Origin of the sequence: Roseivirga sp. 4D4, from assembly GCF_001747095.1 — a bacterium.
Classification (GTDB): domain Bacteria; phylum Bacteroidota; class Bacteroidia; order Cytophagales; family Cyclobacteriaceae; genus Roseivirga.
On record NZ_MDGP01000001.1, the window covers coordinates 1,010,863 to 1,036,727 of the forward strand.

Sequence of the window (25,865 nt, forward strand, 5' to 3'; positions counted from 1 at the left end):
ACTCGAATCAGATGCTCAGAACTAACTTCAAAATCGCTGTAAGAAAACTCTTAAATAAGAGAGAGTTTACCTTGATCAATGTACTTGGCCTATCTGTAGGGCTGACTACAAGTTTATTGATTTTTCTATGGGTCAATGACGAGATCAATTTTGACAAATTTCATAAGGGTTCAGACAGAGTCTATGGTGTTTGGGCACATGATTATCGGGACAATGGAGACATAGCAACGGAAAGTCGACAAAACGGTCTTATCAAGAATGTGATGGATAGCGACTTTCCAGAAGTAGAGCGATCCACAAGGGTAGATAGCCGAGAGCACCAACTAGCCGTTGGCGATCGCAAATTCAAGCAATTGGGGATTATGGTCGATGAAGAGTTCTTCCAGATGTTCAACTTTCCATTTATCGAGGGGGAGTTAGAAGAGAATAGCTTGGCTACTTATGGTGATGTGATTTTGACTGAGAGCATGGCCATCAAACTGTTTGACAAAACGAATGTGGTAGGTGAGTTGATTAAAATTGATAATACCCGAGACGGAATTATACGCGGAGTAGTAAAGGATCCACCAAAGAACAGTCAGTTTCAATTTGACTTTGTCCTGTCGATTGAAAACTGGACGAAAAGAAATAGTTGGATCATGCGGTGGGGCAATTCTGGAATCTTCACCTTCATTCAATTAAAAGAAAATGCATCTCCATTGGCTTTGGAGACAAAGATTGAAGACTTAATTCGCAAGAACCAAGAAGGAAATACAAAGTCGCTTTTCTTAAAATCATTCGATGATATCTATTTGAGAAGCAGCTATGAAGGAGGTGAGGAAGCAGGTGGAAGAATAGAGTACGTAAGACTGTTTACCCTAATAGGTATATTCATCGTATTCATAGCCTGCATCAATTTCATCAATCTATCGGTTGCTGATGCTTTCAAGAGGGCAAAGGAGGTAGGTGTCAGAAAAGTCTCAGGAGCTAATCGCTTGATACTAATCAAACAGTTCTTAACCGAATCCAGCCTGATTGTGGTTTTGTCTGTGGTCATAGCTGTCATTTTTATCGAGATCGCTTTAGGCCCTTTTAATACGCTGACTGGAAAAGAAGTAAGCCTTAACTGGCTGGATACCAATTTACTGGGCTTGGTGGGAGGTTTGGGAATATTCACTGTCCTAGTTTCCGGACTCTACCCAGCCCTCGTGCTATCGAGTTTTAATGTGGTAAAGGCACTCAAGGGAAAAGTAGATGCCAAAGGAACATCTAGAGCAGGAGGCTACTTTAGGAAGGGCTTAGTAGTTTTTCAATTCGTTATTGCCGGTTTTCTAATCTTTGCCACACTCATTATTAATGGTCAGGTAGAGTACATCTTCGAAAATCAAAGAAATGTAGACAAGGAGGGAGTCATTATGCTTCAAAATGATGGTGCCTTGCTGGAGAGATATGAGAGTTTTCGTTCTGAATTACTGAAAGACCCAAGCATACAGTCTGTAACTGTCGTTGGACACGCACCGGTGAATGTAGAGGCCAGCACAGGGGACTTCGATTGGGAAGGGAAAGATCCATTAAGAGATAAAACGAGCTTTAATGTACTCTTCACCGAACAGGACTTTGTTCCGACAATGAACCTCAAGATAGTGGCAGGCCGAAACTTCTCAAGGGAGATTGAATCAGATGTCTCTACGGTATTAGTAAATGAAGCCACTGTCAGAGGAATGAATGTCGAGAACCCTGTGGGTATGGCTGTTAAGTTTTGGGACAATGATGTAAAGATTATTGGGGTAGTCGAAGATTTCCATACCGGTTCTGTTTACGATGAGATCGAACCTCTGATCATTTTGAATTATGCTGAGAATAGTGATTATGTGACTATAAAAGCAGCTAGAGGTCAGGAGCAACGTGCTGTAGAGGTGCTGAAGGAAAAATACGAAGCCTTTATGCCAGGTTATCTCTTCGATTATAAATTCTTATCGGAAGAGCATGAGGCTATGTATAAAAGCGAGCTTTTAATTAAAGACCTAGCCAAAGTGTTCGGTCTAATCGCGATTGTTATCTCTTGTTTAGGGCTTTATGGCCTTACTTCTATTAATGCGCAAAGAGGGGTTAAGGAAATTGGTGTTAGAAAGGTGCTTGGAGCCAGTGTTTGGCAGATTCTGTTGGGCTTTTCAAGGCAGTCTCTATCACTTCCTGTACTCGCCTTGGTGCTCATGGTTCCACTGGCCTATTATACCATGGATTCTTGGTTACAAGACTTTCAGTATCACATTGATATTATGCCATCGAGTCTGGCAGGGGTAGTGGTCGCTTCTTTACTCATAGCTTGGTTAACCGTTTCGATTATAGCCTATAAGGCGGCAAAGACAAATCCTGTAAACTCTCTCAGAAATGAATAAGTATCTCAAAAGTGCCTATCGTAACCTGATCAAAAGAAAGCTGTTTTCTTTCGTAAATATCACCAGTCTGACTTTTGGCTTAGTATGTGCCTTGTTTATCGGCACCTATGTCATTTATGAATTTAGCTATGATAAAGAGATAGATGATGTTGAAAGAACATATCGTGTGAATAGTGTCTGGAAAGAGAGTCAGGTAGGTGTAATAGTCCAAACAGCTATCAAACCTTACATGGATAAAAACATGGGGCAGGTAGAGATGTCTACCCGTGTGCAGCGTACAGGTCCCTTTGTTTTTAAGGTTGGAGATGTCATCATCCGTGAAAGAAACGGTTACTATGCAGACCCCGAAGTTTTCGATGTCCTTGACATCGACTTAGCCCTAGGCTCAAGAGAAGAAGCCCTAAAAGGAGTACAAACAATAGTCATTTCCGAAAAATTCGCTCAAAAATACTTTGGTGATCAAAACCCTCTGGGCAAACAAATTCAAACTGATGAAGACATTGACGGAAAACCAATGCGGCTTACAGTAGCGGCAGTGTTCAAAGATGTTCCTGCTAATAGACATTTCAGGCCCGACTATCTCATCAGTATTGATATTATCAGAGGCTTTCAAAGCAGACCGATAGATCAGGAATGGGGTAATTCTAATTGCTTCACATACCTCAAACTTCTTCCAGACGTCACTGAGGATCAAATCAATAGTCAAATTTCCAACATAGTTGTTGAGAATAGTGAGTATGATATGACGGGTTATGCCTTGCGTCTACAGGCAGTAAGTGACATACATATGCAGGATTTCGTAGCCTTCGGAGATATTCCAGGTCAAGTTAGTAAGCGAAACATGTTGATTTTGGCTGGAATAGGCTTCCTAATCGTGCTTTTGGTCTGCATTAATTTCTTCAATATGTCCACAGCCAGATCGTTGGAGCGGGCAAAAGAGATAGGGGTTCGAAAATCTATTGGTGCAAGTCGTTCCAATGTTATGGTCCAGTTTATGACAGAGTCGGCCTTACAGGTTACCGTAGGGATGGTTTTGAGTATTATCCTGTTCGAAGTTCTAGGAGACCTACTAACTGAATTTACCGGCCTTCGCTTCAATACAGGCACCATGGTCGAATCGCTAGGCTATCTGAATTTTAGCCTTTTCATTCTATCGTTATGGGTGGTTCTGGTGATTGGCTCTGGCTTTTATCCATCTCTCGTGATTTCCAAATTCAAACCCGTAGACTCCTTGAAGGGCAAAGTGAATATAGGTCGATCAAGTGTAAGCTTACGAAAAGTACTCTTGGTATTGCAGTTTACCATCACTTTGACCATTGGGGTGGTAGCAGTGGTAGTGTACAGCCAAGTGAAGTATATGCAGGCCAAAGATCCTGGTTTTGAAAGGGATGCGGTGGTTTCGGTCGACTTATTCGATGACGGTATAAAATCAACTTTCGTTGAGGCCTTAAACAAAAACCCTCTGATTGAAGCTGTAACCTTCACCGATAGTGATGTGATCAGAATATTTAACTCTAGTAAAGGCTATAGTTGGGAAGGAAAATCGGAAGAAGATGACATTACAATCTATCACATGAGTATTGATGACAACTTTGTCACCTCAATGAATATATCGGTCGTTGAAGGACGTAATTTCGATTTTGAATTAAGCACAGACAAGGATGCAGTGATACTTAATCAAGCAGCTGCCAAGCTAATGGGGATTGAATCTTTGGAAGGTTCACCAATGGTCACTAGGGGTAGAGGAGAGAATGAAAAGCAGCTTAATGTTATTGGTATTGTAAAGAACTTTCAGACGGGTACACTGAGAGAGAAAGACAAGCCAATGTTAATGTACCAAAACCCAAACAGGCTTTTCAGAGCTTATATCAAACTATCTGAGAACAGAAGAGCAGATGCCATTGCCGGTATTGAAAGTGTCTGGAATTCGCTAGTGTCCGATCAGCCATTCGAGTACCAATCACTCGCTGAGGGATATAACAGGATTTTGGCCAAGGATAAAGCCTCAGGTAATACGCTGCTGTTTTTCACTGTTGTAAGCGTTGCCATATCATTTTTCGGTCTATTTGGTATGACAAGCCTCAACATTCAGTCCAGAATGAAAGAACTAGGTATTCGAAAAATACTTGGGGCCCATTATAGAGACATTTTTGCAGCTGTTTCGAGGCAATTTCAATATACCATGTTGACGGCCCTAGTTTTGGGAGTACCGCTGGCATGGTACCTTGGTAGTGAGTGGTTGAATGGTTTTGCCCATAGAATTAATGTCACTGCCATTATTCCATTAATTGTGGTGTTGGGAATGACATTCATTGGACTAGTTACCATTTACTTCTGCACTCAAAAGTTTACGAGAATCAATCCAGTTCAAACCTTAAGAGAACAATAGATATGTTAGGGATTTATTTCAAAACAGCCATTAGAAATCTGGTAAAGAGAAGGTTCATTACACTCATCAATTTGACCGGGTTATCTATCAGTCTCGCCTTGTTTGTGATGATAGGCCTATACATTCAATTCGAAACTGGATTTGATTCATTTCATGCGAAGAAGGATAGTATCTATCTGTTAACCAAGTCGTTAAAGAGTTCTTCAGGTACTTCGTTATTGGGTGAGGTGAATTACCCAGAGGGGCCGCTCATAGCCGAAGACTTTCCTCAGGTGAAGCAGGCGGTGAGGCTATATAAGTCAGACAACTCGCTGACAAGAAGTGGTGATCAAATCTTTATGGAAAATGACTTCATCTTTGCTGATGAGAATTTCCTTGAAGTTTTTGATTTTGAATTACTGTCTGGTTCAGCCGAAGGCTTTCAAAATCAATTAGATAATACCTTGATCACTGAGGAAACGGCATTGAAGTACTTTGGTACCATAGATGCAATCGGAAAAGTGATCACCGTTACTGAGCAATATTGGAATGTGACGAATGATTTTGAGGTATCGGGCATTCTGAAAAACCTCCCTTCCAATTCACATATTCAGCTTGATTTTCTAGCACCCATGAAAGCCTTTGAAGCCTTAACGGGTTTTCAGAAAGGACAAACCCCTGTTTGGTATTGGGGTTGGAATGCCTTTATGGTCTATCTGGAACTCAATGAACAAGAGTCGAAGACATCTTTTGAAGATCGCCTGGACGAATTTAGAGCTAGTCGATACCCTGAAGAGATTCGTGACGTCTCCGACCTGAGTCTGACTCCTCTTAAGGATGTATATCTAAGAACAGACATTGCCAATGGCTTTGAAGTAGTCGGAAATCCATCTGGGATCAAGGTACTATCTGGCATTGCCCTCTTTATTTTGATCATTGCTTGCATCAACTTCATTAATCTAACTACGGCCAGATCTTCACTTTACGCCAAAGAAGTAGGCGTTAAGAAGGTTTTAGGCGCTAAGAGAATACAGCTTTTTACTCAATTTATTACAGAGTCAATTTTGCTGACACTCGCTTCAGTGGTTTTAGCAATAGTCCTGGTAGAGTCCCTCGGGCCGCTTTTTGAAAGTGCCGTTGGAAAACCATTGTCGTTCAATTTATTGTCTATGAACAGTCTAGGCAAGCTTGCTTTGGTGACGCTCGGTATAGGTCTTTTGGCAGGAGTTTATCCAGCCTTGGTTCTATCGGGGTTCAAACCTCTAGTAGCCTTAAGGGGAGAGCAGGCACAGGCAAAGGGTAGGTTTTCGCTAAGAAAAGTGTTGGTGGTCTTTCAGTTCACCGTCTCAATTTTACTCGTCTTGGGTTCTATCGTCATTTACAAACAGTTGATGTTTGTCTCGAAAAAGGACTTGGGTTTTGATCAGGAACAACTGATGTACATGGAAATGCCATCAGGTGTTACCACCGCAAACCTCCAGAAGTATGGGCTTATGCAAAACAGATTGAGGAACCTGGAAGGCATTGAAGGGGTGACTTCGACAGAACAGAGACCTGGTGTATTTGTAAACAATTCGTTCATTGTCCCTGAAGGAAAGACCTTAGAGGATCAAATTAGAATGCCATTGATGTTTGTTGATCATCATTTCTTCAAAACATTTGATATAGAGCTGTTAGAAGGAGAGATTGGTACTTATCAAAGTGGTGCCCCCGTCCGATATTTTGTAAATCAGAGCGCCATTAAGGCCTTTGGTTGGGATCCCAACGATGTAATAGGTAGGCAGATGGACAAACCAACAAGTACAGGTACCAAATATGGTGGATTGGTTCAGGGCATTATTCCTGATTTCAACTTTGAATCGCTTTATAACCCAATCTCCCCACTAATCGTTGGGATTTATCCGAACGCTTTGGCCTCAGGTCGTTGGAATATCTTCCTCAAAACCAATACGAAGGACTACGAGGGGTTAACCGAGAATGTGAAAGAGGTTTTCAGTGAGTTTTATCCAGACAGGCCATTCAATATATCATTCCTGGATCAATCCATTCGTCAACAATATGCGGCACAAACTAATTTGCTAAAGATTTTGCCAGTACTGACAGGTTTCGCACTGTTTATCGCCTGTCTTGGATTATTTGGGCTAGCATCATTTGTTGTAGAGCGCAGAACCAAAGAGGTTGGAATCAGAAAAGTACTTGGTGCTTCCGTTCAGCGCATCGTGGTATTGATCTCAAGTGATTTCATTCAACTGCTTGCAATCGCCAATCTGGTCGCATGGCCACTGGCCTATATCTATTTGAAGTCGTGGCTTACCGATTTTAGTTATCGAATAGGCTTGAATTGGACATTCTTTCTCGCCTCGGGCCTTATCGTGATGATCATCGCACTATTGACGGTAGGTTCGAAGGTGGCTAAGGGAGCCAGATCTAATCCTGTTGATTCATTACGTTGTGAATAATTGATTTGACCCTAGACGTAATTACAGCATCTGATTGAAGTCCAAGGCCTTCTCTATCCAAAAGTCAAGATCTTCCTCGGTATCAAAACCCTCTGGATCAATAAATAAAAAGCCTCGCATTACTGTTCCCGTAAAATCCATTTTTCGGCTGCCTTTGGTATTGAGAAGGTCTTCGTATGGAAGTTTTCCGACCCTAACCATTAATCGGTCTGAGTTGGTCTTTTTGTCAATATCGACTCCAACACACATTTTGTCGTTTACCATAAAAATCAGGCCGCCCATCATTTTCTTTTCTACTACATGTCCCGCATTGTGGAGTCTTTGGCGCACTCTATCTACTAAAAAATCGCTATAAGCCATAGTAATCAAATCTAACTAAGCCTAAGACGATTTTAAAGCTTCAAAGGGGACAATTCTACTTATTGTAGAAAACTCTGCATGGCTGCATAGTATCTGTCCGCTACCACTTTGGCACCAGCCTGATTGTAATGGACATCATCTGCCATATAGCTATCAGACCAATTGGGCCTCATATCTACGTACAGTACACGAGAAAATAGACAGCCTTTAAATCTTATGCTTAGCGCAGGGAACTGCCGGCACGGCACAGCGGGCGGGTAGAATAAAATAGCAGCTTTGGAACAGGGCGGCCGTGCGGATGCAGATTGGTGCGCGAGAGTTTTTGCTATCAAAAGCAAAAAGCTCTCGTAGCCAATAGCGCTGGCCGAAGCGGCTATTTAAAACCTGTCTGCCGACAGGCAGGTAAAACTAATTATATAACAATGGTGCCAAAGTCAATCGCTTCACGAGACCCAAAAGATCTTCAAAGGAAAACGAAAGCGTTCGGTTCCCGAGGTTTCTCTCGGGATTAAATGATATTATTATATAACAGGCGCTTGTCTGGGCTGGCCATAATTTGCTTTAACATAAGATCGACCGTTATAGCACAAATGTGACGATAACTGATCTTATGTAAACCACGCTGTGGACGCAAATTACTGGGGTTGTGTTATATAATTTATATTATGTAAAATAGAGCCAATATAAAGAAAGGGAAGATCTCTCCTCCCTAATATCTTTAGACTATTCTCCTCCGTCTAGTTTCTCTAGCTTATCGAGAACTTCGTCTCTTTTAGCGTCCATGCCTAACTGATCATAGATCGTACTTAATGGTCTAAGTGCATATACATCATCAGCATCTGCCGCGATCAATTTCTCAAACATTGGAAGCGCTTCCTTAAATCTGTCCTGCGCTGCCTTCTTCTTAGCTTCGTAAGCCGCATCATCGTCTACACTCATGCTCGCTTCCTTCATCATCTCTACCCCTTGGTTAAAGATTACAGATCCAGCAACGTAAAAGGCGTCTAGATAATTCGGATCCATTTCCAAAGCTTTCTTCGCACTAACTTCAGCTTCAGTCAATTGCTCATTGTTCCACTGTAAGAAGCCCAAAGTGTAATAGGTTACTTTATCGGCATTGCCAGCTTCAACGATCTTATTTAGGTTGGCGATAGCTTCATCCATCTTCTCAGCCTTAATCAATACTTCCACCTCCCAGTTGCCATACAGCTCTTCATCAGGGAAAGTATCCTTTGCCGTTCTGATGTACCCAAGGGCATCGTCAAACTTTTCTCCATCAATATTACTTTGGATTAGCTTTTGAAAAGCATAGGATTTGTTTCCGTAAGCCTCTGTCGCTGCAACCACAATCTTGAAGTATTCTGCCGCTTTTTCTTCATTATCTGCATTATCAGCCGCATAACCGGTAAAGAATGCACGGTCAACACTTGGTGTAATTTGGTAAGCAAGATCTAGGTAAGGATATGCTTTGGCATAATCTTCATCTTCCAAGGCCACGTTAGCTACTCCTACTAACCAGTATTCTAATAGCCCTAACTGCTCTCCACCTACTGCCTCTTGATCATTTAGTGGATTGGTTAGCGCTTGCTCCAAAATGTCTTCTTTTGCTTTTGGATCAGCTAATTCTAATGCTTTGTTGAACCAGTTTAAGCTTTCCTTGGCTAATTCCAGATCCTCAAGTCCGCCATCAATGAATTTCTGAAGGCTGATTTTACCCAATAATGAATAAACATCTGAGTTACCGCTGGTTTCAGCATTTTCTGCCGCTTGTTTAGCCAAAGTTGTGGCTTCTTCGTATGAACCTTTCTTAAAGGCCTTTTGCGCACTTTTCATCACCTTCTTCTGAGCGAATACGCCCATTGCCAAAAGTGCTAATGCCGCTGTGAAAAATAGCTTTTTCATGAGTATGTAATTCTAGTTAAGTCTTATTTTATTCCTCTTTATTATTCTCATCTGAAGCTTCATCTGTTGACGCCTCAGTGGTAGTATTCTCGTCTTCTGAGGCCAGAACCTCTTCTTCTTCCCCCTCAATCAATTCAATTTTCTCTACAGATGAAATCTCATCTCCATCGTTTAATCGAATGACGCGAACGCCCTGTGTAGCTCGTCCCATGACCCTCAAACCACTCACAGAAATACGGATTGTGATCCCAGATTTGTTAATAATCATTAAGTCATCGGTATCGATTACCTCTTTAATTGCAACTAAGTTACCAGTTTTCTCGGTAATGTTAATGGTTTTCACACCCTTACCACCTCTTTTGGTAATTCGGTAATCATCTATTGGAGAGCGTTTGCCATATCCCTTTTCAGATACGACTAACAGGTTAGCATCTTCCCTAGCTACACATACCATGCCAACTACCCTATCGTCTTCTCCTTCGAGGGTCACTCCCCTCACTCCAGCCGCCGTACGGCCCATGGCTCGAGTTTGACTTTCGTGGAAGTGAACAACCTTACCAGAACGCTTACCAATGATGATGTGATTATCACCATTTGTGAGCTTTATTTCCAGTAATCGATCGCCTTCGTTGATGGTAATCGCATTGATTCCGTTCGTTCTAGGACGCGAATATGCTTCTAATGTGGTCTTCTTAATGGTACCTTTTTCAGTACACATTACCACATAGTTATTGTTGATATAATCTTCGTCCTTCAGGTCGGCCACATTGATCACTGCCCTGATTTTATCACCAGGCTCTATATTGATCAAGTTTTGAACCGGACGACCTTTGGAAGTTTTTCCGCCTTCTGGCAGTTCCCAAACTTTCTTCCAGTATACTTTACCAAACTCCGTAAAGATCAACAGGTAGTTGTGGGTCATACCCACAAATAGGTGCTCTGTAAAGTCATCGTCTTTGGAGCCTGCTCCTTTAGAACCTACGCCACCTCTGCCCTGTGTTCTATATTCTGATAACAAGGTTCTCTTCACGTATCCCTGATGAGAAATGGTAATTAACATCTCTTCATTAGGAATCATGTCTTCAGTGGTGAAGTCTTCCGCAGAGTGGATAATATCCGTTCTACGTTCGTCTCCATAGCGATCCTGGATCTCAAGTAATTCATCCTTGATGATGCCCATTCGAAGCTCTTCTTTCTCAAGAATCTCTTTCAACTTGGCGATCAACTCCATGATCTCATCGTATTCCTTCTGGATTTTCTCTCTTTCAAGACCTGTTAGCCTTTGCAGACGCATTTCCAGAATGGCCTTCGCCTGAATTTCGCTGAGCTTAAACTTCTCAATCAAGCCTGCCTTGGCAATCTCCGGATCTCTTGAACTTCTGATCAAATCAATGACCTCATCCAAGTTGTCCAGTGCAATCAAGTAACCCTCTAGAATATGGGCTCTCTTCTCAGCTTCTTTTAATTCGTACTCAGTACGTCTGATGACTACCTCATGTCTATGGTCTACATAGTGTCTGATTAAGTCTTTGAGGTTCAGTGTATAAGGACGTCCTTTTACAAGTGCTACATTATTAACACTGAAGGATGATTGTAGCTGCGTATACTTGAACAAATTGTTCAAAACAACATTGCCAATGGCGTCCTTTTTCAGCTCATAAACAATGCGCATTCCATTCCTATCAGACTCGTCTCTGATATCGGAAATGCCTTCGATTCTCTTTTCATTGACTAAGCCCGCAGTCTTTTCAATCATGCTGGCTTTATTGACCTGATATGGTATTTCGGTCACAATGATCTGCTCACGGCCGGTTTTAGTAGTTTCTATGTCCGCTTTGGCGCGGAGTACTACTCTACCTCTACCCGTTTCTAAAGCCGACTTGACACCGGTGTAGCCATAAATGGTACCTCCAGTCGGGAAATCAGGTGCAGTCACATGCTGCATCAATTCAGTTACATCTATGTCGTTGTTATCAATATAGGCTACCACACCATTGACTACCTCTGTAAGGTTATGTGGAGCCATATTGGTGGCCATACCTACAGCAATACCTGAACTACCATTGAGGAGTAAGTTTGGCAACTTACCCGGTAGTACGGTTGGTTCTTTTAAAGAATCATCAAAGTTGAACTGAAAGTCAACCGTGTCCTTATTGATATCTGTTAATAATTCTTCTGCAATTCTACGCAGACGTGCCTCTGTATAACGCATCGCTGCAGGCGAGTCACCATCAACGGATCCAAAGTTTCCCTGACCGTCAACCAGTGGGTAGCGTAATGACCATTCCTGAGCCATTCTCACCATGGTATCGTACACGGATGAGTCACCATGTGGGTGATACTTACCGAGTACCTCTCCTACTATTCTTGCTGATTTTTTATAAGACTTGTTCCAGTTAACACCCAGGTCTAACATACCGTACAAAACCCTTCTGTGAACGGGTTTTAGGCCATCTCTTACGTCTGGTAGTGCTCTTGAAATGATCACCGACATGGAATAGTCGATGTACGCACCCCGCATCTCATCTTCTATGTTAATCGGGATGATTGTTTCCTTATCTCCTTCTGCCATAAACTACTTAAAAAAGTATGGTTTAATTAAGGCAGCAAGATACCAAAAATATTCCGTTTTATGAGTCGAAAACTAAGGCTTTAATTGCCTTTTCTAGACTTATTTTTTCTGGCTCTCGGGAAAGACGATCCTATGGGTTTGCGTCTGATTCTGTTTTGTCCAAAACGTGGGTTTTGCTTGCGATAAAAGGGTCTTCCGCGGTAAATCTTATTGTTGAAAATATGCTCCATTTGCACCTGATCAGCCTGGTATTTATTGCGCGGATAGATGGGATATTTAAATAGCAGTCCCAAGTCGATCGTGAAGACAGAAAACTTATGCTGAATATTCACCAAATCGTTGGAAACCGTGTAGCTTCTCAATTCGAATGAGGGACGTATATACCCTTTAAAATATTTGGAGAATTTCATCTGGAACATGACACCTATATTGAAGAAAGGATCATAATTCACCACATCCGTATTCACCTGTTTTGCTTTCACTTTCCAAACACCTCCCAGAACATCTGCATGAATGGAGTAATCGCCTATGGTATACATGTTATAGCTCAGGGAAGCGAAGAGTTTCGTAGTCGAAAGCTTAGTCTCTGGCAAGGTATACCCCCTTAACAAACTACTTACATCCTGGGTCGAAGCTGGATTTCGAAACCTGAGTCCTCCAAAACCAATACCACCTCCTATGCGGATCATGTCGTCATCCAAATAGATTTTCTCCTTGGTGCGTTCGTAATGTCCTTTGTCTAGCTTCTTAAGGCTTATGGAGAAGCGAAAGGTCAATGGATTGATTCGACCATTGTTATTATAGGTAAAACTTGAAGTGTCGGTTCTGACGATATGGCTATCATCATCTATACGTTCGATGCCGATTGGTGTGAGGTCTGTAAACCAGTTGTTAAAGGCGTTTATTGGACTTGTGAGGCCTTGCTCTTCATCTAGCGGGACAATGTATAGCTGATCTCCCCTGGGGTCTCTGATCACCGATACATCATTCAACGGGTTTCGATAAGAGAAGTAACCCACACCCTTTTCAATACTAAAGTTGAAACGGTTAATGGTTTTTCGGATCGGATTGACAAGTCTCCTCTGGAATTTACGTTCTTCCTTCTCAAGGTCTGGTGCTTCTTCTATTACAAGCCCGGATACATTTGTCTTTTTCTTCTTTCTCTTAAAGAGCTGGGCTTCTGCCTGATGGCTCCATACCAAGGCAAAAACGACTAAGAGGAGAAAGGATTTATTTTTCAAGCGTTTGGGAACGTTTACTTTATTAAAGGCAAACTAAACCAATTATTATGGAAGGCATAAAAAAAGACTGCTAAAAGCAGTCTTCTTTGCATTAGTATATTAAGGTTGATTAAGGTTCTTATTCAGCTGACATTCCAGCCATAATGCCATCTACTTTTGCTTTTAAAGCGCTATCACTTTTGTAAGCCTTTTTAATGGCATTGTATTTTTTACCGCCTAGTGTATATTTTGCCAGGTTACTTACTACTGTGCCTGCTGCTTTCTTTCTTTTATCTACCTGTCCTTGAACACTAGTGTAGAACTGCTTTTCAAAATCTGTAGCATCGGCTGGCAGGTTAGCAGGTTTTCCCTTGGCTACTTTATCCAACTCTACATAACGGTTACCATCAATACCCTCTTGCTTTTCAATCAGGCTATTCACATAAGGGCTAATTTTATCAGTGATCGCTTTTTGTGCCATTAGGATTACTGCATAATCTTTTACGTCCTCATCAGTAAAGTCTTGTGCACTTGCTGCGTTCACCCCAACGAACACAAACATTAATGTCGCCAATACGGCCTTCGTTAATCTCATCATCTCAATTAAATTTTTAGTTTGTAAGAAAGGTAGTTACACTCTCTTCTATATAGTTAGTAGTTTGGTTTGCTTTTAACAGCGATACAAAAAAAGGGATTTGTTGAAAACATACAAACGAAAGCACCCCATTTCTGACAGAAAGCTGATATTTTTGGACACATTATTAAAATTTGACGAATATTCTTCAATCATGCGTAAAGTTTATTACCTCTCCACCTGCGATACTTGCAAAAGAATAATGAACAGCCTCAACCTCGAAGGCTTCACTCAACAGGATATTAAAACAGAAGCAATTACTGCCGATCAGCTTACAGAAATGCACGCCTTGTCCGCTTCTTATGAAAGCTTATTCAGTAAGGTGGCGCGGAAGTATAGAGCACTTGGTTTGAATGAAAGGGATCTTTCAGAAGATGATTTTCGAAAGTACATTTTAGAGGAATACACTTTTCTTAAGCGTCCAGTTTTCCTGGTCGATGGTCAAATCTTTATAGGCAATAGTAAAAAGACTGTAGCTGCCCTTTCTGAATTATTGAATGCTTAGGCTTTCATTGGGCTATTAACCTTGAAAACTCCCTTCTTTTTCTGAGAGAATGCGAAGAATCTCACTACAAGAACACCAGTTCCTTCGTTGCACTCAGGATGAAAAAGAAAGTACGTAACCCTAGCTGAGTAATGTTTAGTTCTCTTATAGTTCATAGGAGTTCACCTTTACTCTCCTCTTCTTTTTTGAGCCTGCCTAGCGAGAGACAGGCCATGGGCGGTTAAGACCCTTCCTATCGTCAGGGTGACTAAGGGATAGCGGTACGGGAAAAGTCATTTTAGAACGTCATTCCGAGGAACGAGGAATCTTAACCATGCATAGAAGCACATATACACGGTAAAGATCCCTAGGTAAACTCGGGATGAAAAGGATAACGTAGTTGTGGTACTTGGCCCTCCCTATTGTAGAAGTGACTTTAGGTTTAGTTTCGATGAACTCCAGCCACACCTCTTCTTTTTCTGAGTGAAACGAAGAATCTAATAATATCTAGGGCCAGTGAGTTCCTTCGCTCTGCTCAGGATGAAAAGGGTGTGGCGATGGTATTAGCTCAGCCGATAGATTTCAACTCCAGGATGGTCTCTTGAGGGTCCACAGACTTAAAGACGAAACTTCCGGCAACGAGAATGTCTGCACCAGCTTCCATCAGCTTGGGGGCATTGTGAATATTAACACCACCATCAATTTCGATTTGCGTATGAGCACTGTTTTCGGCTATGATCTCTTTCAGTTGCCTCACCTTCTTATAAGTGTTCTCAATGAACTTCTGACCTCCAAAGCCTGGATTGACAGACATAATGCATACCAAGTCGATATCGCATATGGTGTCCTCCAACAACTGAACATTGGTGTGAGGATTAATGGCAACGCCTGCCCGGCAATCCATTGAGCGAATTTCCTGAAGTGTGCGATGCAAATGATCACAAGCTTCATAGTGCACGGAGATATTGGCAGCTCCTGCATCTCTAAAAGCCTTTAGGTATTTCTCGGGCTTCTCAATCATCAAATGCACATCCAAAGGCTTCTTTGCATGCTCATTGATTGCTTCGCATACTGGTATTCCGAAGGAAATGTTCGGCACAAAAACACCATCCATAATGTCTATATGAATCCAATCGGCCTGACTGTGATTCAACATTTCAACATCTCGTTGGAGGTTAGCAAAGTCAGCAGCAAGAATGGATGGGGCAACAATTGGGGAATTCATTCTCAAATATAATCCAATATTGATTGTTGAACTATTGGCCCTTGATGATCTTTTTGGTGACAATACCATCGGGCGTGACGAGTTTCAAGAGTAATAAGCCACTTTTTACACCACTAAGGTCAATTTGGAATTTGTTCTGAAAGAAATTCGGGGTAAAATCATAGTGCTGAATCACTGCTCCTTCCCCATTCAATAACTGACCATCGATGGTCTGACCAATATACCCTTCCTCAAAGGCCACGGTAAAGTGAGGTAGGGTCGTTGGATTAGGATACGTGAGAACCCCTTCCTCTATTGGCGCCAATGCCTCATCCGCAATCCTAGAGGCTTTTATAAAGCCCGGAAGGCCATAGCCAAACAGATTATTAGGTTCATCAGCAATGTCACCCGCTCTTCTTATGATATCTCGGATTTCGCTTGCGGTCATCTCTGGAAAGGCCTGAATAAGTCCCGCAGCTAAGGAAGTAATTAATGGCGCTGAAAAAGATGTGCCGTTTTGAAACCCAACACCTCCTGAACTTGTGAGCAACCGAGTGGCTACTCCTTGGGCTACAACATCGGGTTTTATACGACCGTCCGCACTTGGACCTTGGCTGCTAAAAGCGGCTAGTATCCCTCCTTCATCGATAGCACCCACAGCTAGAACATTTTCACTATCAGCAGGGGCAGTAATGATACGCCAGCGGTCATCACCAGCATTCCCGGCACTGGTCACCAACACGATCCCTTTAGACGCAGCTATATTTGATGCCCTCGTAATCACTGCCGTTTGACCATCCATATCTGAAATTGAGTAGTCCATGCTACTATCATCAAAAAAATCACCATACCCAAGTGATGTATTGATCACATCCACTCCTGCACTGTCGGCTTTCTCGGCAGCAAAGAGCCAATTGTATTCTTCAACTCGATATTCCCCAGGAGCTTCTGTAATGGCCAAAAAGAACTCGGCATTCGGAACACCACCAACAATGTCAACACTGTTCGAAGCAATCAGTGACAAGGAACGCAGGCCGTGATTGAAGTTGTTATCAACATCCTCCCTATTTCTTGTAAAGTCAAAAGTGTAGGCCATCCTATCGCTCAAAACAGCATGCTGAAATGCTGATAAGGAATTATAGTTTTGAAAACCATCGTCAAAAACACCGACCATAACACCATCGCCCATAAAACCTGCCTGATGCATCAAGTCCATTTCAAGTAATTGATATTGGCGTTCGCTAATTCTTGATGGTTCAATAGGGCTATCGGCAAACTTTGCCCTTGCAAATGGAATCGGTGTAAGAATATTACCGGGAGCTACATACTCTATGCGATCCACAATGTCCAGTGAAGTCACATTATTTGCCTGACTTGCTGTCATTTGGACTAAAACACCATTCATCCACTTGGTGGAGAAATAAGTTTCAATTCCTAAGCCCGCTACTTGATCAATATAGGATGGATTCACGGGTAGATCTTCCTCCGTAACCTGTACGTCATTCTTCAACCGTCTGGCGAGTGACCTGTGAGACAGAAAATCCTCTGGGGTATTGATCGAATAGGGACTATTGGCTTTATCCTTAAAGAAGACCATATACCGGTCTTGTGCGAACAGGTTCGCTGAAATGAAAAGGAATAGAAATATGACGCTAGTTACCTGCTTCATCTAAAAAGCCATGAGCTATAAGTTCTTCTCTGTAATAACGGCCCGACTGAACGATTTCTTGCAATGCGCATGGTCCGACCGTGCAAAACCTTAATTGTTCATACTCTTTTCTTACCAAGCCAATACTATCAGCATAGACCTCTGTACGCAGGTCCCTAAACGTTACGTCTATGCCATCCGGATTCTGGCTTCTTTCATTGCTCACCTCTACCACCGTAGCCCTTAAAAAGGTATTGAAACCCTGCGTAAAAGGTTGATTGAAAGTCAAATATTTCTGAACTCGTGACTCCCTACTATTAAACAGGTTTCTATCCCATCTGCGCGTTGTATCTACTGGAAACACCATCTTTTGTAATGGCACATTGTTCTCAACAGACACAGCCCACCCTGCTTCAACGCGTGCAGACCAAACAGAATCAAGTTGCCAGTTTTCATTCTCATCATTTCTAGTAAGTCGATGAATTAGCCGCGACTCAACACCATTTACCGTAAACTCTTCGCGTACTTCTTCTCTTAACTGATATTCAAGCGTATCGCTGATATCCACAGCCAAATACCTAATTTCATAAACAGCGTATTCTCTATACTTATTTGGAGCCAAAAAGAAATAGGATTTGCCTAAGTCAGGATCTAAGGGCGGTTCTGCATCCTCAACATCTGTATTACCACATGAAGTAATTATCAGAAGTAAGCACAGCAGCAGGTATTCAAATCTTAGGCGCATTGATGTAAAATTAACAGGTTTAGGTGATGTATAGTTAACGATGAACTACTAATCTTAGCACATTGACAATTGGCTGTCACTTATTCAATACATGCATTTGCCTAAAGACCCTAATATTGATGTCCAGAAATCGCTTCAACACTGACTTATTAGCTTGTCGATTATAGATTTTATTGGCTTAATTTGCGGTCGAATCGCGATCAATTCAATATGGCTTTAAGGACTTTTGTAAGGGTAAATGGAATCAACAACCTCAGCGATGCACGCTACTGTGCAGGCATGGAGGTAAACGAACTAGGCTTCAATATAGAATCGAGCCACCCAAATTATACTGATCCTGATAAGTTCAAAGAGTTGAGTGATTGGCTCTCGGGAGTCGAATTTGTAGGCGAAATCACAAATGCCGCTACAGATATAGCTAACACCATCACAGGATTTTCTTTGAATGCACTACAAGTCGAAAGTCTGGAACAAATTGCAGCGGCCATGGACACGGGCTTGAAAGTGAGCTTTGTAGCTAGGACCCTAGAAGAAGCTAAAGAGGCATGGAAACGTTCAAATGGGCAGTTGTCTCATGTTCTTATCCCTGCTGCATTAATAGACGACTCTGTATCGGATCTTCCTGTTTTACTATCTGATGGCTTTGATGCCAATAACCTAGATTCGATACTTGAAGCTTCAAATGCCAAAGGGATCGTTTTAGAAGGTGGAAGCGAAATAAGACCTGGCTATAAAGACTTTGATGAGCTAGCTGATATCTTGGAATTACTGGAAATAGATGACCTGGCCTAATAGGTGATTCTTGCCATTCCTATAAAATCTTACCTCTAGCGTACGAATATCGGCTTCGACTCCTTACCTTAATTTCATAATTGATATAGCTATGAAACGAATTGCGCTCTTACTTTTTATCTCAGCACTAGCCATCAACGTGAATGCACAAACTGATGTCACCACTTTTATTTTAGTTCGTCATGCGGAAAAATCAAAGGACGATCCTCGTGATCCAAGCTTGTCCGAAGAAGGAATTAAGAGAGCGGAATCCCTAAATAAGATTTTAATGCAAGCTGATATCGCTGCATTGTATTCTACCCCTTATAAAAGGACAAAAAGCACCGTTCAGCCGATCGCTGATGCGAAGGGACTCGAAATAAACATTTACGATCCGAGAAGCGCAGACTTTCTAAAGGACATCATGGAGAAGCACAAAGGAAAAACGGTTGTCATTTCAGGTCACTCGAATACGACTCCTTTAGTCGCCAACTTATTGACAGGTTCTGATCAGTTCAAACAACTGTCTGAAGATGACTATAGCAAAATCTATATGGTCAGTGTCTCCGAAATTGGTAAAGGAACTGCAACTATTCTCACTTACTGATCTAACATATCTTCTTCCTTCAAGTTGAGGTAATATGAAACCTCAATTGAAGAAATGTTTAAGACTTGTTTCACTTTATGGTCTCATTGGCTTTTACCTATTCGCTGGAGCAAATCACTTCATTGATCCGGAATTCTATTACCCATTGATCCCGGAATACCTACCATGGCCGCGTGAAATCAATCTGATTAGCGGACTAAGTGAGATTATACTGGCAATTGGTTTAATCTTCAAGCGGACACGAACAGTCAGTGCATATCTTATCATAGCCATGCTCATTGCTTTTCTTCCCTCTCATATTTATTTCATAGAATTGGGAGGGTGTGTGCATGAAGGACTTTGTGTACCGGTGTGGGTAATGTGGGTCAGGCTTTTGGTTGTTCACCCAATTCTGATGCTGTGGGTGTGGTGGCATCGGACTTAGGTAGATGCTTTCCGATCTTCAGGTAAAAAATTCCGATTAGCGAGCTAATCAACGTTATCAAAAAGAACAGTGACGCCAGTGCCACAGCGGCAGTTTCGTTAAGTCCGAAAAGCTCATGTCCGACAGTAAAGGTCAATTCTCTAACACCTAAGCCACCTGGTAAGGAAAATGGCAAAGCTGCTAAAACAGATGAAACTAAGAAGAGTGTGAAGTAATCGATAAAGCCTGTTTCAACATGTAAGGCTTTCAGGATGAAGTAAGCAGAAACTAATTGTAAAGATTGAACTCCAAGTGCCTGCAGATTGGTAATATGGTTGACCTTTTTGAAGGTTTTGAAGAAGATATTCACTAATAAATAGTAGGCAGGATAAGCCAAGACTAAAGCCACCCACAGCAGAAAACCATAGCCCTCCATGGCATCCTTTGCCGAGCCTAATAAGCCGAGGCCAACAGCCAAGAAACCCAAGGCTACAACGCCACTGATTCTATCTAACAGCGTTGCAGCGATCAATCCTTTCAGCGGTGTCTTATAGGTTTTATTCAGTAAGTAAACCTTATAGCCATCGCCTCCAATACCACCTGGTAGGAACTGATTATACAACATTCCCAGATAGTATAGCTTCAGATTAAAGTTTTCGGATAGTTTCAGGCCCAGCACTCTAAAGAAGTAATTGAGCCTGAAGGCACTCAGCATCTTGCTGGCATTGAAGGCCAGGAAGGCGATGATCAAAGGACCAATCCTTGCTCCCAATAAGCTACGCTTCAATTCGTCAACGTCAATTTCGTTCAGAACGAAATAGATTGCGATCGTAGCAATTACAATTTGGCTAAAAAGCTTAACCCAACGTTTAAGCCTTTGCTTGTCCAATGTAAGTTTCTTTCAAGCGATAGACTGTCTTATTCTGAGACTCATAGTAGGTCCTCATCATAATCTCTACAATGATTCCCACAGTGACAAACTGAATACCCGCAAGAATCATAATACTACCTAGTAAGAGCAAGGGTCGGCCCCATATATCGGCACCGGTTACAAACTTGTAGATTACCAGATAGAGGTCAATCATAAAACCTATGGCAAAAGTCAGAATACCCAAGCCTCCAAACAGGTGCATAGGTCTCCTAAGGTACTTCTGGAAGAAGATCATTAAGATCAAATCTGCCATTACCTTGAAGGTTCTGTTGATTCCATATTTCGATTCGCCATGAATTCTCGCATGATGATTAACATCAACCTCGGTCATTTTAGCGCCTTGAAGTTTCGCTAAAACAGGAATGAATCGATGCAACTCTCCATACAGGCCTAAGTTCTTGGCAATATCCTGCTTATAGATTCTCAAAGAGCATCCATAATCACTGAGGCGTACATCAGTCGTGTTTCTAATGATCCAATTGGCGATTTTGCTAGGAAACTTCCTTAGCACGAAACCATCTTTTCGATTAGCCCTCACACCAGCGACTACATCCATTCCAGACTCTTCGAGCTTACGTATCATTTTAGGAATGTCAGCCGGATCGTTTTGCAGGTCTCCATCCATGGTTACAATGTACTCGCCTTGCGCAGCATCAATACCGGCAGACATGGCTGTACTTTGTCCATAGTTCTTATTGAAAATCAAGAGCTTGGTGCGGTCGTTGGCAATGGACTTGGCATTCTCTACAGTTTTGTCAGTAGATCCATCATCAACTAATATCAATTCGTAATCAATTCCTTCTAGGGCTTCATACTCTTTTTCACAGAGCGGGATTACATTATCTTCTTCGTTGTAAACGGTAACAACAACGGATAGCTTCATAGGGAAAATTTGAAGTTGCAAAGTAAAAGAGTTCTACCTCAAATACCTAATAAAGCGCATTTCGTGTAGCTTTGCCATTCCATGAGTAAGCAACTCTCCCTTGCCATTATTCTAGCACTCGCATTTGCAGTATCCTTTGCCAATATTGGAGGACTGGATGTCTATGCTCTGGATGAAGCCAAAAATGCCGAAGCGGCCAGAGCTATGTTCGAATCAGGGGACTATGTCGTACCCTATTACAACGGGGAATTAAGAACTGACAAGCCTTCTCTCCACTACTATTTCATGGCGGCAGGCTATCAAGTATTTGGAGTCAATGCCTTCGGTGCTAGATTCTTTTCGTCCCTGATGGGGATATTGACGATATTGATCACCTTCCTCTTTGTTAGAAAGAATTTCAGTGAGAAAGCGGCCATCAACAGTGCTTTGGTGCTGATCGCTTCCATACATTTTAACTTGCAATTTCATATGTCGGTGCCAGATCCATATCTGGTATTCTTTACCACTTGGGCATTCTTTTCTTTCTATGAAGCCTATAAGACCCATAGTAAATGGCACCTGCTCTCCTATTATTTTGCCATTGGCTGTGGGTTATTGACCAAAGGCCCAATTGCATTGGCTCTGCCCGGTTTGACCGCACTAGCATTTCTTATTTTCAATAAAGACCTGAAGTGGAAAACCATTTGGCGACTTCAACCTTTTGGTGGGATAATCCTCTCCCTTCTAGTGGCCTTTCCATGGTATTGGTCGGTACATAAAGCCACGGATGGTGCATGGACAGATGATTTCTTCTTTAAGCATAACTTCTCCCGCTATTCCGAAGCCATGGAAGGACATGAGGGGCTCTTTCTATTGACCTTCGTCTTTGTCTTTTTCCTGGGTATGCTCACCTACCTTCCTTTCGTTTTTCAGTCTTTGAAGCATGCCTTTCGACAAAGGAAAAATGAGGTGTTACTATACTGTGGTTTAGCCGTAACGATCATTCTGATCTTCTTTGCAACCTCCAGTACTAAGCTTCCCAATTATACTGTCCCTGCTTATCCACTGCTAGCTGTTCTGGTTGGTATCTATGTAAGCCAAATCAAGGCAGACTGGCTCAACAATCTTGGGAACAGAATTGGCTTAATTGCTTATTCCATATTGATGATTGGCTTCCCTGTAGGAATTTATTTTGGCATACAGGGAGATAAAACAATCTATGGACTTACTGACCTAAGCTTCTACTTTATAGTCCTGAGTATTTCAGGCGCACTCATGCTCTTCTACGCCTTTGTTAAAAGAAATATTGAAGTAGTGTTGAGAATCAATATTACTTCTTGGATTGTGGTGATCATTCTTTTCTTTCATCTCATTTTTCCGAAAGTTGATGCCGAGAATCCAGTAAGCAAGTTGGTGCCGCAAATGGACACAACGGCCAAAATCATTTCATATCAAAGGCTGAATGCTGCATTCGTTTTCGAATTGGAGCGAGAGATTACCCGATTTACGGAATTGGCGGAAATACAAGCAACAATGCTTCAGCATGAAAAAGGCTACATTATTTCAAGAACTAACCATCGAGAAGACTTAGAGCAGATACCGGGTGTTCAATATGTTTCAGAAGCCAGAGATTTGTTTGAGAATCCTACCACTTTGATTATGATGTGGGACAGAACGAAAGAGTAGCCTGTTATTTCCTCAATAAGCCTTTTTGCAGCTTCTGATTATCAACCTGATTGCGCATCAAATAAACAGCTAAAACAACCGCTAATACTCCAAAGAGACTTCCGACATATACATCTCTGGCAAAATGCTGGATAAGATAGATTCTGGAAATGCCTACCAAAACGGCCGTTACAAAGCATAGTACTTTTAAGGCTTTGCTCTTAACAAGTAGAACCAAGAAGAAAAACAGTACAAAACCTGAAGCTGTATGACCCGAAGGAAAGCTATCATAGCCCCGGACAGTTACACCCTCTACGAAGTTCAATGTATCAATTTGATCTGCAAAGAAGGTTTTAGGACGAGGCTCACCTGCCGAAAGCCATTGTTTGAAAATATGTACAAAGACGGTTTGAAGCGCTATGGCAATCAACAAGGTCAGGAATTCATAGTAGTTAATAAAAAGGAGTATAAGCCCCAAAACACCTAAAATCGCTCCATCACCTAGATAAGTCCAGTATTTAAAGAACACATCCCAAAATGGTGTATGCCGATCGTTTAGCCATAGTACGATATCACCATGAGCGGTCAAGACTAGCAATACCCCAAAAATCAAAAAGTAAATAGCGGTCAACCAGTTAACCTGCTTTCCAAAAAGTTCTCGATGTTTCATGTATCGAATGTGAATTTCAGGTATTTAATCTTCTCCCCCAAGTCTAGGTACTTTTGTTCAAAGTTGGTCTTAATACCATAGTGATCATCCACATAGTCGGAGTCATAGAGATCGAAGGTATAGTTTAGATCAAGGACATCGTTTCTTTCATTCAATACCTCAAGTGTATACTCAAAGAGGGCCGTATTGTCGGTCTTAAAATACACCTTCCCTCCTTTTTTAAGGAGTTTTTTATAAATCTCTAAGAACCTTGGTGAAGTTAATCGTCTTTTGATATCCCGGTCTTTAGGTCTTGGGTCAGGGAAAGTAATCCAAATGGTATCAATTTCTTGCGGAGCGAAAAAACCTTCAATATTATGGATTAGGGTCCTCAAAAAGGCCACTTGTTCTAGCCCTTCATCAATCGCTTGCTTGCTCCCTACCCAAAGCCGATCTCCTTTGATATCAACCCCTATAAAATTTGCGTCCTTGAATTGTCTCGCCAAGCCGATCGTGTATTCGCCCTTTCCGCAACCCATTTCCACTGTTATAGGTAATTCATTCTTGAAGTGATCCTTATTCCAATTTCCTTTTAGCTCATTAAACCCCTCCTTACCATCTTGAAGTAGGTTGTGTAGTGATTTATTCTCATCAAATCGCTTTAGCTTAGCTCTTGGCATATCAAAGGTTATCTATTTCGGCCACGACAAAAGTACTACCTCCCACAAATATCAGGTCATCTGCATTAGCCATTTTTGTGGCTGTTGCTATCGCCTCATTCACATCTGTGATATACCTAGCTTCGATGTTCAGACTTTCAACCTTTTCCTTTATGGTTTGCAAAGGCATAGCGCGAGGCACTGATGACTGACAGAAAACCAAGTTTGTGTTATCGGGTATCATCTGGATAAGGTCATCGACATTCTTATCATTCACAAAGCCCAGTACCATGTACAGGGTAGAAAAGTCTAACCCTTCCAACTGATTAATAATCAGTTGAAATGCTTCTTTATTGTGCCCTGTATCACAAATAGTTAAAGGATTGATATTCAATATTTGCCACCTGCCTTTTAAGCCCGTAAGCGCGGTTACTTGAGATAGGCCTCTGTAAACGGCTTCCTTGCTGATGGACCATCCTTGGCTTTGCAAAATCTCAATAGATTTTAACACTCCTCGTACATTTCTGGACTGATAGTTTCCCATAAGATCTGTGGGGGGAATCTCATTTTGACCATCAGCGTAATAAAGTGTTGCTCCTTTTTCTTTAGCCACAGCTTCAAATACGGGATTAACCTCTGGATCGGACTCACTAATAACCGCTGGAACATTCGGCTTAATGATCCCAGCTTTTTCCTTAGCAATTTGAGGCAATGTATCGCCTAGCATATCCATATGGTCATAGCCAATATTGGTAATAAGCGATAGTTCAGGTGTGATTACATTAGTTGAATCAAACCTTCCACCTAAACCAACTTCAATGACCGCTATATCTACTTTTTCTCGAGCAAAGTGATCAAAGGCCATAGCTACGGTCATCTCAAAGAAAGAGGGCTTAATAGCAGTTATGGCTTCCTTGTTGTTCTCAACAAAACCGACTACAGCGTCCCTCGAAATCTCCTTTCCATTGATTCTGATACGTTCCGTGAAGTTCTTTAGGTGTGGCGAGGTATATAGCCCCACCTTCAAGCCTGAAGCTTGTAAAATAGCAGCCAGCATATGGGATGAACTTCCCTTTCCATTTGTTCCAGCAATATGGACACTCTTGAATTTCTCTTGAGGATTACCAAGATGCTCACACAATGCTATTGTATTGGATAAGTCCTTCTTAAAAGCGGTTTTACCCACTCTTTGATACATGGGGAGTGCCTGAAAGAGAAAGTCAAGCGTCTCTTGGTAATTCATGCTGCGAAGATAGAATTAGTGTTTATTTATTGAGGTATGTCAGGCAAAATTTAGGAGCGCTTACGTGTGATACTGATCTCTCCCGTCTTAATAATGAACAA

General features: G+C 41.8%; 20 protein-coding genes. 7 read left to right on the plus strand and 13 right to left on the minus strand.

From position 1 onward, the window contains the following. Window positions 1–11 precede the first annotated feature (11 nt). From BFP97_RS04385 to BFP97_RS04395, 3 genes are read left to right on the plus strand one after another with little or no spacing between them, the layout of a single operon-like run. Entirely contained in the window at window positions 12–2,378 is a 2,367-nt protein-coding gene (locus BFP97_RS04385; protein WP_069841245.1) for an ABC transporter permease, read from the plus strand. Continuing rightward, on the plus strand, window positions 2,371–4,767 hold the full coding sequence (locus tag BFP97_RS04390) for an FtsX-like permease family protein (protein ID WP_069841246.1): 2,397 nt from the start codon (window positions 2,371–2,373) through the stop codon (window positions 4,765–4,767). The genes BFP97_RS04385 and BFP97_RS04390 overlap by 8 nt, the downstream gene beginning before the upstream one ends. A gap of 2 nt (window positions 4,768–4,769) precedes the next feature. Beyond that, window positions 4,770–7,205 carry an ABC transporter permease gene (locus tag BFP97_RS04395; RefSeq protein WP_069841247.1) on the plus strand — a complete coding sequence of 812 codons (2,436 nt, stop codon included), beginning with the start codon at window positions 4,770–4,772 and terminating at the stop codon, window positions 7,203–7,205. 21 nt (window positions 7,206–7,226) lie between these two features. Here BFP97_RS04395 and BFP97_RS04400 read toward each other — a convergent pair whose 3' ends face one another. The 5 genes from BFP97_RS04400 to BFP97_RS04420 all read right to left on the minus strand — a co-directional run bounded on the left by BFP97_RS04400 (window position 7,227) and on the right by BFP97_RS04420 (window position 13,857). Continuing rightward, window positions 7,227–7,565: a TfoX/Sxy family protein gene (locus BFP97_RS04400; protein ID WP_069841248.1), complete on the minus strand. Its 339-nt coding sequence runs from the start codon at window positions 7,563–7,565 to the stop codon at window positions 7,227–7,229. Between the two features lie 723 nt (window positions 7,566–8,288). Then, entirely contained in the window at window positions 8,289–9,467 is a 1,179-nt protein-coding gene (locus BFP97_RS04405; RefSeq protein WP_069841249.1) for a tetratricopeptide repeat protein, read from the minus strand. Window positions 9,468–9,495: 28 nt separating this feature from the next. Further along, window positions 9,496–12,039 carry a DNA gyrase subunit A gene (gene gyrA / locus BFP97_RS04410; RefSeq protein ID WP_069841250.1) on the minus strand — a complete coding sequence of 848 codons (2,544 nt, stop codon included), beginning with the start codon at window positions 12,037–12,039 and terminating at the stop codon, window positions 9,496–9,498. A gap of 80 nt (window positions 12,040–12,119) precedes the next feature. Further along, window positions 12,120–13,280 (minus strand): hypothetical protein, encoded by a 1,161-nt coding sequence (locus BFP97_RS04415; protein ID WP_069841251.1) that lies wholly within the window; start codon window positions 13,278–13,280, stop codon window positions 12,120–12,122. 118 nt (window positions 13,281–13,398) lie between these two features. Beyond that, entirely contained in the window at window positions 13,399–13,857 is a 459-nt protein-coding gene (locus BFP97_RS04420) for a hypothetical protein (protein ID WP_069841252.1), read from the minus strand. Between the two features lie 190 nt (window positions 13,858–14,047). Here BFP97_RS04420 and BFP97_RS04425 point away from each other — a divergent pair, with 190 nt between their 5' ends. Next, window positions 14,048–14,398 carry an arsenate reductase family protein gene (locus BFP97_RS04425; protein ID WP_069844198.1) on the plus strand — a complete coding sequence of 117 codons (351 nt, stop codon included), beginning with the start codon at window positions 14,048–14,050 and terminating at the stop codon, window positions 14,396–14,398. Between the two features lie 547 nt (window positions 14,399–14,945). Here the strand turns inward: BFP97_RS04425 and rpe are convergent. Genes rpe through BFP97_RS04440 form a run of 3 tightly spaced genes read right to left on the minus strand, consistent with a single transcriptional unit; the run spans window position 14,946 to window position 17,974 of the window. Next, complete coding sequence (rpe, locus tag BFP97_RS04430; RefSeq protein ID WP_069841253.1) at window positions 14,946–15,602, minus strand: ribulose-phosphate 3-epimerase; 657 nt, start codon at window positions 15,600–15,602, stop codon at window positions 14,946–14,948. A gap of 31 nt (window positions 15,603–15,633) precedes the next feature. Next, a complete protein-coding gene (locus BFP97_RS04435; RefSeq protein ID WP_069841254.1) occupies window positions 15,634–17,250 on the minus strand; it encodes a S8 family serine peptidase in 1,617 nt (538 codons plus the stop codon). Beyond that, window positions 17,234–17,974, minus strand: a complete 741-nt coding sequence (locus BFP97_RS04440; RefSeq protein WP_069841255.1) for a hypothetical protein — start codon at window positions 17,972–17,974, stop codon at window positions 17,234–17,236. Before BFP97_RS04440 ends, BFP97_RS04435 begins: the two co-directional genes overlap by 17 nt. A 210-nt stretch (window positions 17,975–18,184) precedes the next feature. Between BFP97_RS04440 and BFP97_RS04445 the strand changes: the two genes are divergently transcribed. After that, window positions 18,185–18,766 (plus strand): hypothetical protein, encoded by a 582-nt coding sequence (locus BFP97_RS04445; protein ID WP_069841256.1) that lies wholly within the window; start codon window positions 18,185–18,187, stop codon window positions 18,764–18,766. Between the two features lie 91 nt (window positions 18,767–18,857). Then, entirely contained in the window at window positions 18,858–19,352 is a 495-nt protein-coding gene (locus BFP97_RS04450) for a SixA phosphatase family protein (protein ID WP_069841257.1), read from the plus strand. A 365-nt stretch (window positions 19,353–19,717) separates the two neighbouring features. Here the strand turns inward: BFP97_RS04450 and BFP97_RS04455 are convergent, their stop codons facing one another. Further along, window positions 19,718–20,644 carry a lysylphosphatidylglycerol synthase transmembrane domain-containing protein gene (locus BFP97_RS04455; RefSeq protein ID WP_069841258.1) on the minus strand — a complete coding sequence of 309 codons (927 nt, stop codon included), beginning with the start codon at window positions 20,642–20,644 and terminating at the stop codon, window positions 19,718–19,720. Further along, entirely contained in the window at window positions 20,625–21,569 is a 945-nt protein-coding gene (locus BFP97_RS04460; RefSeq protein WP_069841259.1) for a glycosyltransferase family 2 protein, read from the minus strand. Before BFP97_RS04460 ends, BFP97_RS04455 begins: the two co-directional genes overlap by 20 nt. A gap of 81 nt (window positions 21,570–21,650) precedes the next feature. On the opposite strand from BFP97_RS04460, the gene BFP97_RS04465 reads away from it, so the two are divergent. Continuing rightward, entirely contained in the window at window positions 21,651–23,234 is a 1,584-nt protein-coding gene (locus BFP97_RS04465; RefSeq protein WP_069841260.1) for an ArnT family glycosyltransferase, read from the plus strand. 4 nt (window positions 23,235–23,238) lie between these two features. Here BFP97_RS04465 and BFP97_RS04470 read toward each other — a convergent pair whose 3' ends face one another. From BFP97_RS04470 to BFP97_RS04480, 3 genes are read right to left on the minus strand one after another with little or no spacing between them, the layout of a single operon-like run. Then, window positions 23,239–23,883: a phosphatase PAP2 family protein gene (locus tag BFP97_RS04470; RefSeq protein ID WP_069841261.1), complete on the minus strand. Its 645-nt coding sequence runs from the start codon at window positions 23,881–23,883 to the stop codon at window positions 23,239–23,241. Beyond that, window positions 23,880–24,542, minus strand: a complete 663-nt coding sequence (trmB, locus tag BFP97_RS04475) for a tRNA (guanosine(46)-N7)-methyltransferase TrmB (protein WP_069841262.1) — start codon at window positions 24,540–24,542, stop codon at window positions 23,880–23,882. Before trmB ends, BFP97_RS04470 begins: the two co-directional genes overlap by 4 nt. A gap of 1 nt (window position 24,543) precedes the next feature. Further along, window positions 24,544–25,764, minus strand: coding sequence for a bifunctional folylpolyglutamate synthase/dihydrofolate synthase (locus BFP97_RS04480; RefSeq protein WP_069841263.1), 1,221 nt, complete (start codon window positions 25,762–25,764; stop codon window positions 24,544–24,546). Between the last annotated feature and the right edge of the window lie 101 nt (window positions 25,765–25,865).